The following is a 17,393-nucleotide window of genomic DNA, read 5'->3' as shown; positions in this document are numbered from 1 at the left end:
TTATGCATCCCATGTTTCAAAAGCCGTCCATACCGACCTCCATGCGCCATGCGGAAGTTTGGCCTGCATGGAAAGTGACAGTGCGCCTACGCCCAAACAATCACCTGGTTGCCATTGTGCATTTTCCAAACTAAGCGCCCGCGCTCTTCCCACGTCGACATTTTTCATTTCAGCTGTGTCATAGCCGATTTCCAGTACTGGATGGAGCACTTTTCCATTGGCTGTCAAATATAAAGTATTGACATGGACCTTGGGTTTGTCAAAACGTTCGTAGAGCCTTGTTGCGGCGGATTTGAAACCCAGGCCAATGGCGATGCTGACGGTCGTTGGGCCATTGCAGCCCAGAAGCGACGCAAGCGCCCAATAGTCATGATCAGCAGTGACAAGTCTGCTTAAACAGCGTTCTATCCATGCCGATTCATCAGCTCTGAATTCTTTCCAGTATGGAGAAAACGAATTTTGCAGGTAGCCAACTTCGTGCATCGCCCCAACCAGGTTAATCTGCTTGTCCACGCAGACTATATCTTGTAACAGATGGGCTGCGGCTGCGGCGACCGCATACTCGCCTTTGGCCATGGCTTTATCTTCGAGTTTTTTCAGTTTGGTGTTAATAGTCATTTTTCCCTGGTCATTTAATGCGGCCGTTTTCAATCATTCAAGTTCAAATCATTGTGTCATACCTCGGCCTTTAACTCAGGTTCCTTGTCGTACCGGATCAGCTATCAGGAGCTGGCTTCTATTGAGCGTTAAAAACCCAAGCGTTTCCACATTGACTTACATACATTCACCCCCGCGGCCCATCCGCCAACAACTCCGCCAGCCTGTCCGTCAGCCACAAACTCGTCTCGCTCAGTTTCTTCCCATGTATCGACAGCCGACGCACCGGCAGCCGCGACAAGGCCAGCGCAGGGCAGGGCACTTCCTGCAGATATCCCTTGTAGTTGTCGTAATTGGCGATGTTCAGCGGCAGAATCGCCCAGCCCAGCCCGTCCGCGACCATCTCGGCAATACTGTAGAAGCTGTCGGAAAACCAGACGGCGGGGCTGAAGGCGTGTTCGCGGTTGAGTTCGGAATCCATGATCAGCTGGCGGTAGCGGGTCAGCTCGTTGCGGCTCACTTCCTGGCCGTGCGCCATGGCGTGGCCTTTTGCCACGAACACGCCTTGCGCCACGCTGCCGATGTGCTGCTGTTCCAGCACGGGCGAGATCGGGCCGCGGTCGAAGTGGAAGGCCACGTCGGCTTGCTGCTGTTCCACGTATTGCGCCACTTCCGACGCCGTGGCGTTGAGCATCACCAGTTCCAGGGCCGGATAGCGCGCCGCCAGTTCTTTCACCAAAGTACCGATGGCCAGATAGGGCAGGGCTTCGTCCAGGGCCAGGGTCAGCTGGGCTTCGGGAGCGGCGCTCAGCAGTTGCGCGCGCAGCTGCAAGCGCTCGGCCTGGCGCAGCAGTTCGCACGCTTCCAGGTGCATCACCTTGCCCGCTTCCGTCAGTACGGCGCTGCGGCGTGAGCGGTCGAACAGTTCCACGCCGAATTCCGCTTCCAGCAGCCCGATCGAGGTGCTGACCACCGATTGCGCGCGACCCAGCCGGCGCGCCGCACCCGAGAAAGAACCGGCCGCGACGGCCGCTTCAAAGTAGCGCATTTGTTCCAAAGTCCATTGCATGGCATCCATCCATCTGTTTTACAGATGGATTTTAACTTGAATGCCATTCAGGGGCGACATAAAATGTCTTTACATTTTCAACAACATGAGATCCGCCATGAAAAACGCTCAAGCCAATTCACCCGCCATCAGCTTCAGCTGGTGTCACGACGCCACCGCCGAAGATACCTTGTGCAAGCTCTACCTCGACAACGTCAGCGCCGACTATATCTCCCATTCGGAGCTGCAGGGCGAACGCGCCGACGCGCCCGGCAACTGGCGCGCGGACTTGCCTGAGGTGATCCGTGGCGAAATCCGCGCCGCCCTGTCGCATGACTGGGCGCATGGCGATTCGACCCTGCTGGCTGTCGCCACGTCGGGCGAAGCCATCGTCGGCATGGCGTTGGTATCCATCGACACGCGCCAGCGCGCCTCGAAATCGTTCGCTGCGCTCGATGACCTGGTCTTGCTGCCTTCCGTGCGCGGCAGCGGCATCGGCAGCCAGCTGGTGGAGTGGGTCGCCGACGAGCTGCGCAGTCACGGCATCGCCCGGCTGTTCCTCGAATGCGGCGCGCACAACCTGACGGCGCAAAAGTTCTTCCAGGGCCGTGGCTTCAAGCAAGTGTCCGTCGTCATGCTGCGCGAACTCGACGTGCCGGCAGTAACGGCTGCCGTGGATGACAAGGATGGCGACCGTGGCTGACGCCCGCCGCCCCCGACAAGCCCAGGCCCGTGGCAGCCTGGAACGTAAATATTTGCGCAGCACCCGCTTTATCCAGACCGATAGTTGTTAAAAGTTACACTAAAATCCATGAGTTGTTTATGCATCCAATGAAAAAATGGCTGACGCTGGCCATCGTCTCCAGCGCCTTGTTCCTCATCGTGGTCGACATGACCGTGCTCTACACAGCCTTGCCCGCGCTGACGCGCGACTTGCAGGCCTCCTCCTCGCAAAAACTGTGGATCATCAACGTCTACGCGCTGGTCGTCTCCGGTCTGTTGCCCGGCTTCGGCACCCTCGGTGACCGTCTGAGCCACAAACCCGTTTTCCTTGCCGGCCTGGCCGTGTTCGGCATCGCCTCGCTGTGCGCCGCGTTTTCGCCCGCGCCCGAATGGCTGATCTTTGCCCGCGTGCTGCTGGCGATCGGCGCCGCCTTGATGATGCCGGCCACCTTGTCCATCATCCGCCTGACCTTTACGGATAACCGCGAGCGCTCGTTCGCCATCGGCGTGTGGGCGGCGATTGCTTCCGGTGGTGCCGCGTTCGGTCCCGTGCTCGGCGGTTTCCTGATGGAACATTACTGGTGGGGTTCCGTGTTCCTGATCAACGTGCCCATCGTGCTGCTGACCCTGGTGCTGGCCACCGTAGTCCTGCCGAAACGGGCCGGTAACCGCGACAAGCCGTGGGATCTGGCCGGCTCCCTGCAAATCATGATGGGTCTGCTTGGTGGCGTGTATGCGATCAAGGAGCTGGGCAAGTCGCAGCCGTCGTATGCGCTGGCCGCCTTTGCTTTCGCCGTGGGCGCCTTCTTCATGCTCAAATTCGTGCGCCGCCAGAAGCGGCAAGCCAAGCCGCTGATCGATTTCGCCCTGTTCCGCGAACTGCCGTTTTCCAGCGCCGTGGCCGCCGCCATGGTGGCGTCCGCCGCGCTGATCGGCATGGAACTGGCGCTGAGCCAGCACATGCAGCTGGTGCGGGAACTGTCGCCGCTGGAAGCGGGTCTGCTGCTGTTGCCGCTGCCGCTGGCGTCCGTGTTTGCGGGGCCGTTGACGGGTTTCATGCTGCCGCGCGCCGACAAGGCCAAGGTGTTGTGGGGTTCGCTGCTGCTGTCGGGCATTGGCATGGCATCGTATCTGGTGCTGCATGACGCCGCCGTCTCGGCGCAAGTGGCCAGCCTGGTGATCCTCGGCCTGGGCCTGGGTGCCGTCATGACGGCCGCGTCGAGCGCCGTGATGCTGAACGTGGCTCCCCAGCAAGCGGGCATGGCCGCGTCGATCGAGGAAGTGTCGTATGAACTGGGCGCCGTGATCGGCGTGACGGTGCTGGGCACCATTCTGTCGGCCGTCTACAGCGCCACCCTGGTGATACCGGAAAGCGCGGGCCTGTTGCCGAATGCCCATGACACGCTTGATGCAGCGCTGCTGGCTGCCGAGCAATTGCCGGCCGAACTGGGCTTGCAAGTGTCGGAACTGGCCCGCTCGGCCTTCGACAAGGCATTTATTGTTGTGCTGGCCACGGCTTCCGCCATCCTGATGGCGGCTGCTGTCACTATCCGCCACCTGCATCTGCGGGCGCGCCGGGCGATCTCGATCTCGGTCTGATGGATCAGCGCTTCAGCAGCGGCGCCACCTTGTCGCGCAAGACCGTCCATTGGGCGTTGAGCACGGCCTGGTTGGGGTCGTGTCCGGCGCGTTTCACCACGGTAAAATCCTTGGCCGGCGCCGTGATGCTGTCGAAATAGGTGCGCGCGATAGCGGGCGAGGTCAGCAAGTCCGCTTCGCCCATGATGAAAAACACGGGCAAGTCAAAGCGTGTGCCCAGCGCGGGCAGGTCGACCTTGGCGAACATGCCGTCGCCGCGCAGGCCGATGAACTGGATGTACGAATAGTCGTCTGCCGCCTCGGCATCGGCCAGGGCTTGCGGCGTGGCATAGAACGGCGCCGGCTGCCACCAGTGCCTGGGCGGCGGATCCGTTGCCAATCCTTCATATTTGCGGTCGAAGCGGCGCAAGATGCCGAAGTTGCGCGGATCGCGCCATGGCGGCGCACCGAGCGCCGTCAGCTTGTCCACCGTGGCGGTATCGCCAGCCGCTTGCGCCTGCGCCATCACTTCCCGGTACATGCCCGTTTCATTATCCCGCGCATTGACCACCTGCGCCGTGCCGATATACGCGTGGAACAGGTCGGGGCGCGCCTTGGCCATGTGTACGCCCAGTATCGATCCCCAGGAGCTGCCCATCAAAATGACCTTCTGCTGGCCCAGATGCTGTTGGATATAGCGGGCCACGGCGATGCCGTCGTCGCGCATCTGTTCCACCGTCAAGGGCACGTCTTCCGTCGGCCGCTGTTTTGCATACGTCATGCCGGCGCCGCGCTGGTCCCACTGCACCAGGGTGTAGTGGCGCTCCCAGCCGGCGTAGATGGCATCCGCATACGGACTCAGCGCGTTGCCGGGACCGCCATGGATGAACAGGATCACGGGATTGCCGCAAGCGGCGCCTGTGACCGTGATCCATTGCTCGATGCCATTGATGGGCACATAGCCTTGTTCGCGGATCGGCTGTGCGGGCGAGGCGCAGATGGACGGGGCGGCGGGCGCCGCCGCTTGCGCCACGCCGTAACAAGATAACAGCAGCAATGCCAGGCCTGTGATGCGCATATCGTCCTCTTCAAACTAGTTGGTGGAACTACAGCGTGCAATCCTGCGCCGGCTTGCCGGCAATAAAGCGGGTGCTGGCCTGTTCAAAGCAGACGGGCGCCGTCCATAAAATGAAATGCGGGGCGTTCTGCACGGTGGACAGGGCCACCTTGCCGGCCTTGCTCTGTGTCAAAGCCTGCACTTGCGCCTGCGCGCCCGCGTATGGCGTCTTAGGGTCCAGCGATCCCTGCAGTACCAAAGTTGGCGGCATTTTCTCTGGCAAGACGCCGAAATAGGCGTCGCGCGGGTAGGTGGGCAAGCCGCCGCCCAGCAGGATGCGGGGCAGGGGACTGGTAAACAGCAAGTCCGCCTCGTCGCGGGCGATGTCGGCAACCGTCCAGCCGGGGCGCAACGACGGCTGCAGATTGTTTTCCGAATTGCTGATGATGCTGACCAGCGGAATCGACAGCGGCGATTGGGGATAGCTGCCCAGGCTGGCTGCCGCGTCCGTCAATGTGGCGCGCACGGACGCCAGTTCCGCTTCGCCGCCCCGGTCCAGGTCTTGCAGCAGATACGGGATGCGGGCGCGGGCATTTGGCACGTCGAGCATGCCACCGAGGAAGTTTTTCAAGTTCTTGCCGGGAATGGTCGCCAGCCGGGCCGGGTCCGCTTGCGCCTTGTCCAGCACGCGGCGGTACAGGGTTGCGGCCGGCTCGCCCAGTGCCGCGTGACAAGCCGCATCCGCATCGCAGCGGGCCAGTACCTGCATGCCGACCGTGTTGACCACGTGCGAGCGCTGGCTCAAGTCCCAGCGCGCATCCGTTTGCGGCGGCACCAAGGAGTCGAGGATGACGCCCTGGACGGGCAGCGGCCCCAGCTGCAAGGTACGCAAGACCAGCTGCGTGCCATACGACACACTGTATACATACACGGGCGGCTTCTTCTTGCCCTGTTCGCCTTCGATCAGGGCTTTTAAGTCGCGCGCCGCCATGGTGATGGAAAACTGGCCCGCGTATTCCGGCACCAGGTTGATGCCGGCAAAGCAGCTGCCCCATTCGGCCCCGGCCAAGGCGCGGCCGCCGGGACTTTGTTCGGACTCTTCCACCTTGCACAGGCGCGAGGAATGGCCCGTGCCCCGGTGGTCGGGAATCAGGAATTCAAAGCCGGGAAAGCTGCGGCGCAAGGTGGGCAGCAGGCTGTAGAACGCGGCGCCCGATTCGCCGGGACCGCCCGCCACCAGCCACAGAGTGCCTTTGGCCGGCTTGCCGGCAGGCACATCGGCAGCAAACTTGCGCACGAAGACGTGCATGGCATCCGCGCTGCCGATGGCACGGCCTTGGGCATCGTAACTGCCGGGCACGTTCAAGCCCGAGCACAGGCTGCCGGGGGCGGCCGTATCGGAGCAGGGGGTGAAAACGAGCGGTTCGGCCTGCAGGCAGGTGCTGGCAAGCAAGGTAGACAGCAGGGTCAGGCGGGGCAGGAAGGTCATCGGCTACTTTGGCGGCGGTGGAGATCAAGCGCCAAAGTAGCGTTTTTTACAGCAATTGTCCAGATGGAAATATTTCTGCTAGGGACTATGCTTGCTGGCTCTTGCGCAGCAAGCGCAGGCCGTTCGCCACCACCAGCAGACTGGCGCCCACGTCGGCGAACACGGCCATCCACAAGGTCGCCATGCTGGCCAGGGCCAGGCCGAAGAAGACGGCCTTGATGCCGATGGCAAAGCTGATGTTTTGCACGAGGATGCTGCGTGTGCGCTGGCTCAGGCTGATGAATTCAGGCAATTTGCCCAGTTCATCATCCATCAGGGCCACGTCCGCCGTTTCGATGGCCGTGTCGCTGCCGGCCGCGCCCATGGCAAAGCCGATGTCGGCCTGCGCCAAGGCCGGGGCGTCGTTGACGCCGTCACCGAGCATGGCCACCACGCCGAACTGCTGCTGCAAGGCCTTGATTTCATCGAGTTTGCTTTCCGGCAGCAACTCCGCCTTGACCAGGCTGACACCGACTTCGGCGCCGATGCGCTGCGCCGTCAGCGCATTGTCTCCCGTCAGCATGACGGTGGTGACGCCCAGCGCATTCAATCTGGCGATGGCGGACGCCGCCGTCGGGCGCAGCACGTCGGCCACGGCGATCACGCCCAGCGCGCCGGCGGAGGTGGCCAGCACCATGGCCGTGTACGCCTGCTGTTCCAGCCCGACCAAAATGGCTTGCAGTGCCGGCGTCAGTATCTTCAATTCCGTCATCAGGCGCGCATTGCCCAGGTAATACGTCTGGCCAGCGACCGTGCCTTGCACGCCGCGGCCATGCAGGGCCGCAAACTGGGTCACGGGCAAGTGGCTGCCGGCGGGCGGGCCGGCCTTGACGATGGCGGCGGCCAGGGGGTGGGCAGAGTTGGCATCGAGGCTGGCAGCCAGCAGCAGGATGGTGTCGCGGCTGCTGCCCTCCATGGCCACCACGTCCGTGACCGCTGGTTTGCCCATGGTCAAGGTACCTGTCTTGTCGACGGCGATGGCCTTGATCCGGTAGCCCGTTTCCAAGAATTGCCCGCCTTTGACCAGGATGCCGCGCCGCGCGGCCGCCGTCAGGCCGCTGACGACGGTCACTGGCGTGGAGATGACGAGCGCGCAAGGGCAGGCGATCACCAGCATCACCAGCGCTTTATACACCCAGGCCATGAATGGCTGGCCCAGCAGCAGTGGCGGCAGCACGGCCACGAGGATGGCGAAGACGACGACGGCCGGCGTGTAGTAACGGGCGAAATTGTCGACAAAGCGCTGCGTGGGCGCCTGTTTGCCCTGGGTTTCCTCGATCACCTTGACGATTTTCGCCAGGGTGCTGTTGCCGCTGTTGGCCGTCACGGTGACGTCGAGCAAGCCCCGTTCATTGATGGTGCCCGCATACACGACGTCGCCCACGGCCTTGTCCACGGGCATGCTTTCACCGGTGATCGGCGCCTGGTTGACGGACGATTCGCCGCTGGCCACCACGCCATCGAGCGCGATGCGTTCGCCCGGCTTGACGCGCATCAAGGCACCGATGGCCACCGTGGCGACGGATACTTGCTGCCAGGCGCCGCTGGCGTCGGCCACTGTCGCCGTATCGGGCGCCAGCTGCATCAGGCTGTGCACGGCGTTGCGTGCGCGGTTCAGGGACAAGCCCTCGATCAGTTCGGCGATGGCGAACAGGAAGATGACCATGGCCGCTTCCGGCCACTGGCCGATGGCGACGGCGCCGAAAACCGCCAGGCTCATCAAGAAATTGATGTTCAGCGTGAATGTTTTCAGGGCAATCCAGCCCTTTTTCAGGGTCGGCCAGCCGCCCGTGGCGATCGACAACAGGGCCAGGGCGATGACGAGTGGCGAACTGTCTTCATGCGTGGTCCACGCCAGCGCTTCGGCGGCTGCGGCAGCTAGGCCGGAGACGACCAGCAAGCCTTTTTGCAGGCCGCTCAGGCTGCCTTCGTTCGGATCCCGCGCGACAGTAGCGTTCGCTTCCATGGGAATGGCCTGCATGCCGATGCCGTGCAGGGCCGCTTCCACCGTGGCCAGCGAGGGCAGCGTGTGATGCACGTCGAGCACGCGGTTCATCAGGTTGAAATCGAGGCCCACGACGCCGGCCATATTGCTCAGCTTATTGCGGATCAGCCGTTCTTCCGTGGGGCAATCCATGTTCGCGATGCGGTATTTGGCCGTGTTCGCGCCGGCAATGGCGGTGCTGGGGAGGGCCGGGCCAGACGGGGCGGCAGGCGTGGACGAGCACGCATGCTGGCTGGAACAGCAGCTGACCGCCTTGGGCGCATGGTCATGCTTGTGCTCATGTTTGTGATCATGCTGATGGTCGTGCTTGTGCTCATGGTCGTGCGCATGGGCGTGATCGTGATCGTGATCGTGGCTATCGTGTGGCATCGCATCGTCCTTCCGGTTTCGTGTATGCTTCCATTAGAAACCCTGTAGCCGCTACAGGGTCAAGCGCAATTTGCGCGAAAGAATGAAAGGGGATGCCATGCGTATCGGAGAACTGGCCAAACGGACGGATTGTGACGTGGAAACCGTGCGTTACTATGAAAAGGCGGGCTTGCTGCAGGAACCGGGCCGCAATAGCGCCGGCTACCGCGAATACCGCGAAGAACACCAGGAACGGCTGCAGTTCATCCGCCATTGCCGCTCGCTGCAGATCGGCTTGACCGATATCCGCGCCTTGCTGGAGTTCAAGAATAATCCGGCAGAAGGGTGCCAGAGCGTCAATGAATTGCTCGACCACCATATCTTGCGCATTGCCGAACAGATGGCGAATTTGCAAATATTGCAGCAGCAATTGGTGACCCTGCGCCACCAGTGCGACCAGCCGCAGCCGTCGCAAGACTGCGCGATCCTGCAAAACCTGTCCGAGGCGGCCAGCGGCCACGACTGCGCCTGCCATACCGAACTTCATTGACGATTGATGCATGCTGAAACTGACACCTGGAAGAACTTTACTGGCTTTATCCCTGCTGTCGCCGCTCAGCCATGCCGCCGATACGCCTGCGGCAGCCGGCCACTACCTGACCCTGTACGCCGCGCCCGGCGTGCCGCAGGACGATGACCCGTATACGTGGAGCACGGCTGGCGGCAAGCAGCTGGCGAAAGGCGTAACGAAGGCCGACGGCCGCGCCTATGTCAAAGGGGAGGAGGGCGAAGACACGTATATTCTGAAAACCGTCAGCATGCGCTGGCAGTTGACGGTACCTGCCGCATGCTGGCTGGGGGCGCCGGACGCCTTCCAGCAATGCATGCAACTGGCCAAGACCACGAGCCGCTATGATGAAGAGCAAGAGGCGCGCAAGCTGGCGGAGCAGCAGAAAGAAATCAAGATGCAGGCCAGGATCGCCGCTTATGCGGTGCAGACCCGCACCAACGACGATGATTTGGCTTGGCTGGGACGCTTGCCTTCGAACTGGACCCTGGAAAGCTATGGCAAGCGCCTGCTGGGCATCGGCGACAAGGTGGCCGGGCAGATTAGCAACGCGCTCAAGGATGGCGGGCCCGATGCGCGCCAGTTCGTCTGCCGCGCGCCCGCTGACTATGGCCCCGTGCCGGACCAGGCCTTTGTTGAAGCGTGGATGGCATTGCCGGGCGATGTGCGCAAGGTACGCGCCGGCCCCGCCTGGGATGCGCTGGTGGCGGCCGGCGAAAAAGGCAACTGGATGGCCCGATTGGAACTGTATTACGCCTTGTCCAGCGTCAATGTTCACGAACTGAGCCTGCTGGAACAGTACCGCATCGTGCAATTGATGGAATGGTTGCACAAGAAACAGGTGGGCGGCCTGTATGGCTACTTCAGCGCCGGCATACCTGTCACCCCCGGCAATTTGCCTAGCGCCACCTGGCGCAAGCAGGACCAGGCCTCGCTGTATGCTGCCATGCTGGGCAGTTACGAGGATCAGAACAGCCGGGGCAGCGCCTTGCAGACGGACCTGGACCCCGCGCTGGCCGAGGCCGGCAGGAAAATGCTGGCCTGCGCCAAGGCTGCCATGCCGCAACGTTACTAACGGGGCAGTAACGGTGGGCCGCCATCGCCCAGGCGGAAGGCGTCAACCACGCGCAGCAAGTCATGCGCCTGGTCTTGCATGCTTTGCGCGGCGGCGGCCGATTGTTCGACGAGGGCGGCATTGCGCTGGGTCAATTCGTCCATTTCCGTGATGGCATTGTTGACTTCCTCGATGCCCTTGCTCTGGCGCTGGCTGGCCGCCGTGATGTCGTTCATGATTTCCGTCACTTGCTGGACGGAGGCAACGATATCGCCCATGGTGCGCCCGGCGCTGTCGGCCAACTCGCTGCCCGTTTCTATGCGGGCCACGGAATCCTCGATCAGCTGCTTGATTTCGCGCGCCGCCGTGGCCGAGCGCTGCGCCAGGCCCCGTACTTCGGTGGCGACGACGGCAAAGCCGCGCCCCTGTTCGCCCGCGCGCGCCGCTTCCACGGCCGCGTTCAAGGCGAGGATATTCGTCTGGAACGCGATGCCGTCGATGACGGCGATGATGTCGACGATACGCCCGGAACTGGCCTTGATCGAGCCCATCGTCTCGACCACCTGGCCCACGACGCGCCCGCCCTCGAGCGCCACGTTCGACGTCGACAGCACCATCTGGTTGGCCTGATGCGCATGGCTGGCATTCTCGCGCACGGTATCCGTCAAGGCATGCATGGACGACGCCGTTTCTTGCAAGGAATGGGCCTGCGACTCGGTACGGGCCGACAAGTCCGCATTGCCCAGCGCGATTTCACTGGCTTCCACCGTGATGGTAGAGCCCGCCTGGCGTATATCGCCCAATAAAGTGTTCCAGTTCTTCAGTACGGTGGCCAGGGCCCGGGTCAGCTTGCCCACCTCGTCGTCGCCCCGGGCTTCGATGCGCGTGGTCAGGTCGCCGGCGGCCAGACTTTCGGCCGCGCGGCAGGCGTCATCGATGGGCCCTACCACGGAGCGCGCCACCCATGTGGCGATCAGGGCCAGCAAGGCAAAGCCGACAGCCATGGTGCCCAGCGATAGCCAGCCGGCGCGTTGGCCCGCATTTTTTGTTTCCTGCAAGGCCACAACCGTGCGCTGGTCGAGGTTGAGCAGTACCTGGCGCAGCTGCCCGCGCACTTGCTGGTAGTGTCCGGCGGCATTTTGCATCGCGGCCACGCCCGTATTCGGGTCCATGGACGCCAAGTCCAGCGCCTGCGCCACACTGGCACGGTAGCGCTCGACACCGGGCAAGGCCTGGCCCGCTTCCGTGGCGGCGCCCGAGAATTTCTGCAGTTCCTTCAAGCCTTGCGCGATGGCGTTCAGCTGGCCATCCGTTTGCGCGCCGAATTGCTTGAACTGCTCTTCGGACAGGCTGGCCGCGATGGCGATCTTCGCGTACACGTCGGCATGTACCTGGCCCAAGGCAATAGCTTGCTGGTTAGCAAGCCGTTCGGCCGTCAGAGTGACGTCTTTCAGTTCATGCATGCGCTGCTCATTCTGCTGCATGGCGAAGTAGGACAAGGCACCCATGGCCAGCAGGCAAGCCAGCGCGACCACCGGGACGATCAACATCTTCTGTGCGATTTTCATTGAGGCCCGTAGCGTTGAAAAGTTCGTTGAGAGATCGGCGTGCCATCCCGGCGCTGGCCGCGCGGCGGCCGGCTACAGGTAGATGCCGCCGCATACTACGGAATCGGCCAGTTTCTCGCAGTACATCACCTTTGGCTCGATCTTCTTGGTTTCCGGGTTCGTGAATTTATATTCCTGCCAGAACGTCCCCTTGCTCTTGGCCAGGTCGACTCGTTCCTTGACGAAGGCCTTGCCATCGATATCCTTCAGCTCGATCAAGTTCTTGCCGACCATTTTCGGGTTGGCGCCATGCGCGGCCACCGTGCCATCGAGTTTATAGACGACCAGGTACAGGTCGTGCAGGATGAATTGGGGTGACTTGGCCGTGATCTCGCCATACGCCTTGGCGTCGCCGGCGCTCTTGATATAGGCCACGCCTTTCTTGACCATCGCTTCGGCGTCGGCGCGCGTGGCGCCGCCTTCGGCAGCGCTGGCGATACCGGGCAGCGTCGCGGCGGCAAGCATGGCCGACAGGCAAATGGCAGGGGTGAACTTGGGCATGAGAATCTCCTTCACATTGCGGCAGGGGAAAGCCGGCGGGGAACCGGTGCGGTGAGGCGGCGCCTATCGAAGTGCCGACGTTTCATAGTAGCGCGATGCCAGCAGACATGCGCTGGTGCAACAGTATTTTTTTGAGTGGGGCGTTTTTGCAACGTCGCGTGCACGTGGCCGCAATCGCGTTGACAGAGGGAAAAAGCGACCGGAAGCTATCGTATCGATAGTGTGGTGGCCGCGCCGCGCTACCAGCTGGCCGGGTCTTCCGCCGCAGCGCGCGCCAAGTCGTCGCGCCAGTCCTGCTGCACCAGCCGGTAAATGTCGGCGAAAAAGGCACGCGGATCGTCCATTTCATCCCACAAGGCGGGCAGGGCGTATGTGCTCTCGGGGTCGTGCTCGAGGATGGCCTGGAAATCGAAAGCGGGGTCTTGCAACGCCTGCGCCAGCACGGCCACCAGCGCATGGCGGTGGCGGTAGCTGAGTTCCTTGTATTGGGACGTGATGTCGCGCCGTATCAGCGCCGCGCGCTGGACCAGGTCGTTCATGTTCCAGGTGGCGAGCTCCGCGCCCAGGGTGTGTTCACGGTCATACACGTCGAAGGGACCGAGGAAATGATAGAGCGTGGGTTCATATGGCACATAACCCCAGGGGCCGCGCAGGCCCTTTTGTTTTGCTTCTTGCATGATTACTTACCGTTCACGCGCCGTTCACGCGCATTCGGGCAAGGTCCAGCCTTCATCACCGAGGTCCGTCGGGTAGATGGCGCGGTTCTGGTTCTGGCCCCAGCGTGCATGGTCGAGGATGCCGTCTTCATGCATGTCGAGCACCCATTCCGTGCTTTCCAACAAGGTGCCATCCTTGTGATATACGCGAAAGAAGGTGGATGTGCTCAGCGCACGCACGATGTTCTGCGGCACGCCATTGCCGTAGTGCGGCACATAGGTCTTGATCACGCACGTGCCCTGGTCGTTCCACTGCTGTGCATACACAGTGGCATTGCGCGCCGCGCTGACTTTGATGAAGAGCCAGCCTGCCAGCAGGAAGATGAGCAGGAAGGCGGCGGCGATCAGGCCGGTTTTCTTGAGTAGCTGCATGAGGTCATGGCATGGCCGAAAACGAAGTTGCCGCATTGTATGTCAAGAGCAGACATGCTTGCCGTACGGCACGTACAGCAAGCATGTCCCCGCTAATTGCCGTCAACTTGGCTATTTGCCCACGGCCGCATGCAAGGTATTCGCCATTTCCAGGTGATGTTGCAACGCTGGCAAGGTCTTCGCGGCAAAGGCCTTAATCTCGGGATCGCTGGCCTTTTGGCTGGCATCCGTAAACAGTTTCACGGCGTCCTTGTGCGCCGCCACGCCGATGGTGGCTGCATATTCCTTGTCGAACTGCGCACCTTCCAGGCGGCTCAGCTTGTCGATCTGCGCCTGGTGTTTCTTGCCGGGCTGGTCGCTGACCTCGATCTGCTTGCTGCTGGCCAGCTGTTTCAGCTCGTCAGCCACTTTCGTGTGGTCCGTGACCATGGCATCGGCGAATTTCTTCACTTCCGCATTGGTGCTCTTGCTTTGCGCTACTTTGCTTGCGGCAATTTCCGTGCTGCCCGCGTCCGCGGCCTTGCTGAGGAATTGCTTGTCGTACGCGCCCGGTGCGGCAGCGGCGATGCTGTTGATGGCGATGCCGCTCAATAAGGCCACGGCGGCGCCGATGGCCACGCTTTTCAGGGAGGGCGTGCGGGAACTGGTGGTAGGGATAGGCATGGCAAATCCTTTCGGGTGTGGTTTTTTCTACAAGCTGATGACAATGTTAAGCCAGCAGCCTGCGCACACCCATAGGACAGTCGCGATTATGCCCGTAGGACTAGTCCTGTTCGTTAGCGCACAATTCGACTTGTTTAAGAGCAAACAAAGCGGTGATGCCGGCATCGCGGCGCCAGGCGGGCATGCCGATATCGAGCCATTCCGCCATCGCGTCCAGGTGCGAGGGTTCCGAAACGCTGTGTTCGAGTTCATCGAGCACCGTGTCGCGGTCGATGTACAGGCTGTCCAGCCAGGCGTCAAACGAGGGGGCCAGTTCCATCAGGCCGTGGGCGCGCTTGCCCGTCCAGTCCGGCAATTCCTGCACATAGGCCAGCACGCGGCCGCCGCCTTCCTCCGTCAGGTCCAGGTAGACCATGGAATTGCCGCCATCGCGGGCGAAGGGCAGGATGCGCACGGGCATGTCCGTGTGCTTGCGCGCGGCGCGGATTTCGCCGACCAGTGTTTCATCGCAGAAATCGCCTTCATCGGCGCTGAAGAAGGTATTGAAGCCCATTTTTTCCACGCCGCCATTGCCGTCCGGCACATCACAGGTGTAGTCAAAACAGGCGCCGTTGGCCACTTTCAAGAACGCCAGGAAGGCAGGCGGCAAGGGCGCTTCCAGCAAGGCCTCGATGGCGGCGATCTGCCGCGCTGTGGGGGCAGGCTTGGCGTCTTCGATCGCCAGATGGCGGTAGCGCGTGTAATAGTTGCTCATTGATTATCCTTGTATTTATTCTTGTATTCCACTGGCGCCACATCGTTACAGCCCGTCTCCACCTTGGCCAGCGCATCGACGAGGCCAGCGCGCAGCACGGCCATCGAGCGGGCCTTGTCGTCGATCTGGGCAATTTTCGTTTCCAGCATAGCTCGTTTGGTCTGCGCATCGAGCGCGTTTTCCTGCCAGACGGCAATCACGTCGGCGATTTCCTTCAAGGTAAAGCCCAGCGCCTTGGCGTGGCCGATCAGCTCGATGCGCCGCAAGGCTTGCGCCGAATATTCCTTGTAGTTATTCGTCAGGCCCGGCTGCGGCGCTTCATCCAGCAATCCCTGGCGCTCGTAGAAGCGGACCGTGTCCTTGCTGACGCCCGTCAGGCGGGTGATTTCTCCGATACGCATGGTTTTTTGACTTTCTACTAATTTGCGGGACGCGAAAAATGTGCAGGGCAAGCCTATGCAACGCAGCCATGTGCATTTTTTGCATTCCACGCTTGACCGTGGACTAAAGTCTACAGTTTACATTGAAAACTTCATCTACTCCACACCACTGCCATGACCGCTTTCAACTATACCAACCAGACCGTGCTGATCACGGGCGCCTCGTCCGGCATCGGCCGCGTCTTTGCGGAAACCCTGGCCGCGCGCGGTGCCCATTTGCTGCTGCTGGCCCGTTCCGGTGCCGTGCTCGATAACTTGGCGAAGGAACTTTCCCAGCGCCATGGCATCCGCGCCCATGCGCTGTTGGCCGACTTGAGCCAGCCCGGCGCCGCTGAACAAGCTTATGCGCAAGCCTGGTCGCTGGGCATGGCGCCCGACGTACTGATCAATAACGCGGGATTCGCCACGCATGGCCGCTTCGAAAGCATCGACCTGGCGCGCCAGGCGGCTGAAGTGACCGTCAATTGCACGGCGCTCATGGAAATGACGCACTGCGCCTTGCCGCATATGCTGACAAAAGGGCGGGGCGCCATCATCAACGTGGCCTCCACGGCGGCGCTGCAGCCCGATCCCTACATGGCCGTGTATGGCGCCAGCAAGGCTTTCGTGCTGTCGTTCTCGGAAGCGCTGTGGGCGGAAAACCGCAGCCGCGGCGTGCGCGTGCTGGCCCTGTGCCCGGGCGCCACGGAGACGGCCTTCTTCGACGTCGTGGCCGCGCCCGAAGCGGCCGTGGGCAAGCGCATGGATCCGCAAGCCGTCGTCGATGAAGCGCTGCGCGCGCTGGACCAGGGCCGCAGCAGCCATGTGGCGGGCAGGCCGAACCGGCTGCTGGCGTGGCTGCCGCGCTTGTTGCCGCGCCAGACCGTGCTGGGTATCGTGGAAGGCATGCTCAAACCGAAGGCGGGCTAGGGTTCAGAAGGCCATGATGCGCTCGCGCAACCAGCGGTGCGCCGGGTCCAGGTGCATGCGCTCATGCCAGACCATGGCCATCTCGTAATCGGGCAGGCTGACGGGCGGCTCCCACGTGCACAGGCCGCCCAGCGCGTTTTTCAGCAGGCGCGACGGCAGCAGGGCCACCATGTCGGACGCCGCCAGCAAGGGCGGGACGATGAGGAAATGCGGCACGGACAGCACCACCTTGCGCGTCCGGCCCAGCAATTCCAGCGCCGTATCGACGTTGCTGCGGAAACCGCCGCCGTTGGGCGAGACGACGATGAATTCCAGCGCGCAAAATTGATCGAGGTCGGGAGCCGTTTGCAGCAGCGGATGGTCGCGGCGGCCCGCCAGCACGTAGTGCTCGGTGAACAAGGTGCGGTGGCGCAAGCCGGGTGGCGCTTCTTCCTGCGCCAGGAAACCCAGGTCGACCTGGCCATTTTCCAGGTCTTGCGCCATGCGCGCCGGCACGGCCTCGAACACGGCCATGCGCGACAACGGCGCCTGCGCGCGCAGGGCGGGCAGCATGGGCAGCAGGATCGCATATTCGGTGGCGTCTGCCGCCGCCAGGTTCCAGCGCACCTCGGCCGTGGCCGGATCGAACGCCTGTTCCGGCTGCAAGACTTGCTCCAGCTGGGCCAGCACGGCTTGCAATGGTGCAAACAGGGCCAGCGCCCGGGCCGTGGGCAGCATGCCGCGCGGACCGGGCAAGAGCAGCGGATCGTCGAAGGCGGCGCGCAACTTGCCCAGCTGTACGCTGACGGAAGGCTGACTCAGGTGCAGCCGCGCGGCCGCCCGCGTCACGTTGCGCTCGATCAGCAAGGCATTCAGGGTCAGCAGCAGGTTCAAGTCCAGCTTGTGCAAATCCAATTTATGCAGATTGTTCACGACTATACCTTGT

At 62.3% G+C, this 17,393-nt stretch carries 18 protein-coding genes; 5 read left to right on the top strand and 13 right to left on the bottom strand.

Going from position 1 to position 17,393, the window contains the following annotated elements:
- Together V3C40_RS04210 and V3C40_RS04205 are read right to left on the bottom strand one after the other, a co-directional pair.
- Complete coding sequence (locus tag V3C40_RS04210; RefSeq protein ID WP_331776621.1) at positions 1-618, bottom strand: hypothetical protein; 618 nt, start codon at positions 616-618, stop codon at positions 1-3.
- 166 nt (positions 619-784) lie between these two features.
- Positions 785-1,666: a LysR family transcriptional regulator gene (locus V3C40_RS04205; RefSeq protein ID WP_034748268.1), complete on the bottom strand. Its 882-nt coding sequence runs from the start codon at positions 1,664-1,666 to the stop codon at positions 785-787.
- 97 nt (positions 1,667-1,763) lie between these two features.
- Here V3C40_RS04205 and V3C40_RS04200 point away from each other — a divergent pair, with 97 nt between their 5' ends.
- Both V3C40_RS04200 and V3C40_RS04195 read left to right on the top strand, forming a co-directional pair.
- A complete protein-coding gene (locus tag V3C40_RS04200) occupies positions 1,764-2,348 on the top strand; it encodes a GNAT family N-acetyltransferase (protein ID WP_331776620.1) in 585 nt (194 codons plus the stop codon).
- 128 nt (positions 2,349-2,476) lie between these two features.
- Positions 2,477-3,967: an MFS transporter gene (locus V3C40_RS04195; protein WP_331776851.1), complete on the top strand. Its 1,491-nt coding sequence runs from the start codon at positions 2,477-2,479 to the stop codon at positions 3,965-3,967.
- 4 nt (positions 3,968-3,971) lie between these two features.
- On the opposite strand, the gene V3C40_RS04190 is transcribed toward V3C40_RS04195, so the two are convergent.
- The 3 genes from V3C40_RS04190 to V3C40_RS04180 form a co-directional block, all read right to left on the bottom strand.
- Positions 3,972-5,024, bottom strand: coding sequence for an alpha/beta hydrolase (locus V3C40_RS04190; RefSeq protein WP_331776619.1), 1,053 nt, complete (start codon positions 5,022-5,024; stop codon positions 3,972-3,974).
- Positions 5,025-5,052: 28 nt separating this feature from the next.
- A complete protein-coding gene (locus tag V3C40_RS04185) occupies positions 5,053-6,492 on the bottom strand; it encodes an alpha/beta hydrolase (RefSeq protein WP_331776618.1) in 1,440 nt (479 codons plus the stop codon).
- Between the two features lie 85 nt (positions 6,493-6,577).
- Positions 6,578-8,905 (bottom strand): heavy metal translocating P-type ATPase, encoded by a 2,328-nt coding sequence (locus V3C40_RS04180; RefSeq protein ID WP_331776617.1) that lies wholly within the window; start codon positions 8,903-8,905, stop codon positions 6,578-6,580.
- Between the two features lie 97 nt (positions 8,906-9,002).
- Between V3C40_RS04180 and cadR the strand changes: the two genes are divergently transcribed.
- Complete coding sequence (cadR, locus tag V3C40_RS04175) at positions 9,003-9,434, top strand: Cd(II)/Pb(II)-responsive transcriptional regulator (RefSeq protein WP_034748257.1); 432 nt, start codon at positions 9,003-9,005, stop codon at positions 9,432-9,434.
- Positions 9,435-9,444: 10 nt separating this feature from the next.
- The gene (locus V3C40_RS04170) at positions 9,445-10,527 is read left to right on the top strand and encodes a hypothetical protein (RefSeq protein ID WP_331776616.1); all 1,083 of its coding nucleotides are present in this window, start codon (positions 9,445-9,447) and stop codon (positions 10,525-10,527) included.
- On the opposite strand, the gene V3C40_RS04165 is transcribed toward V3C40_RS04170, so the two are convergent.
- The 7 genes from V3C40_RS04165 to V3C40_RS04135 all read right to left on the bottom strand — a co-directional run bounded on the left by V3C40_RS04165 (position 10,524) and on the right by V3C40_RS04135 (position 15,520).
- Positions 10,524-12,074 carry a methyl-accepting chemotaxis protein gene (locus tag V3C40_RS04165; protein WP_331776615.1) on the bottom strand — a complete coding sequence of 517 codons (1,551 nt, stop codon included), beginning with the start codon at positions 12,072-12,074 and terminating at the stop codon, positions 10,524-10,526. The two genes, V3C40_RS04170 and V3C40_RS04165, sit on opposite strands and share 4 nt — an antisense overlap.
- Positions 12,075-12,146: 72 nt before the next feature.
- A complete protein-coding gene (locus tag V3C40_RS04160; protein ID WP_128141489.1) occupies positions 12,147-12,614 on the bottom strand; it encodes a cache domain-containing protein in 468 nt (155 codons plus the stop codon).
- 239 nt (positions 12,615-12,853) lie between these two features.
- Positions 12,854-13,291: a hypothetical protein gene (locus tag V3C40_RS04155; RefSeq protein WP_331776614.1), complete on the bottom strand. Its 438-nt coding sequence runs from the start codon at positions 13,289-13,291 to the stop codon at positions 12,854-12,856.
- A gap of 24 nt (positions 13,292-13,315) precedes the next feature.
- Positions 13,316-13,702, bottom strand: a complete 387-nt coding sequence (locus V3C40_RS04150; protein ID WP_070301694.1) for a hypothetical protein — start codon at positions 13,700-13,702, stop codon at positions 13,316-13,318.
- A gap of 111 nt (positions 13,703-13,813) precedes the next feature.
- Positions 13,814-14,365 (bottom strand): DUF4142 domain-containing protein, encoded by a 552-nt coding sequence (locus V3C40_RS04145; RefSeq protein ID WP_070301693.1) that lies wholly within the window; start codon positions 14,363-14,365, stop codon positions 13,814-13,816.
- Between the two features lie 100 nt (positions 14,366-14,465).
- Positions 14,466-15,119: an SMI1/KNR4 family protein gene (locus tag V3C40_RS04140; protein ID WP_331776613.1), complete on the bottom strand. Its 654-nt coding sequence runs from the start codon at positions 15,117-15,119 to the stop codon at positions 14,466-14,468.
- Positions 15,116-15,520, bottom strand: coding sequence for a MerR family transcriptional regulator (locus tag V3C40_RS04135; RefSeq protein ID WP_051990904.1), 405 nt, complete (start codon positions 15,518-15,520; stop codon positions 15,116-15,118). The genes V3C40_RS04140 and V3C40_RS04135 overlap by 4 nt, the downstream gene beginning before the upstream one ends.
- A 153-nt stretch (positions 15,521-15,673) precedes the next feature.
- Between V3C40_RS04135 and V3C40_RS04130 the strand changes: the two genes are divergently transcribed.
- The gene (locus V3C40_RS04130) at positions 15,674-16,468 is read left to right on the top strand and encodes an SDR family NAD(P)-dependent oxidoreductase (RefSeq protein WP_331776612.1); all 795 of its coding nucleotides are present in this window, start codon (positions 15,674-15,676) and stop codon (positions 16,466-16,468) included.
- Positions 16,469-16,471: 3 nt separating this feature from the next.
- On the opposite strand, the gene V3C40_RS04125 is transcribed toward V3C40_RS04130, so the two are convergent.
- Positions 16,472-17,380 carry a LysR family transcriptional regulator gene (locus tag V3C40_RS04125; RefSeq protein WP_331776611.1) on the bottom strand — a complete coding sequence of 303 codons (909 nt, stop codon included), beginning with the start codon at positions 17,378-17,380 and terminating at the stop codon, positions 16,472-16,474.
- Between the last annotated feature and the right edge of the window lie 13 nt (positions 17,381-17,393).

Source organism: Janthinobacterium sp. LS2A, from assembly GCF_036543145.1.
Lineage (GTDB): Bacteria > Pseudomonadota > Gammaproteobacteria > Burkholderiales > Burkholderiaceae_D > Janthinobacterium > Janthinobacterium aestuarii.
The sequence above is the reverse complement of the archived record's forward strand: the minus strand, read 5'-3'. Positions and strand labels throughout refer to the sequence as shown.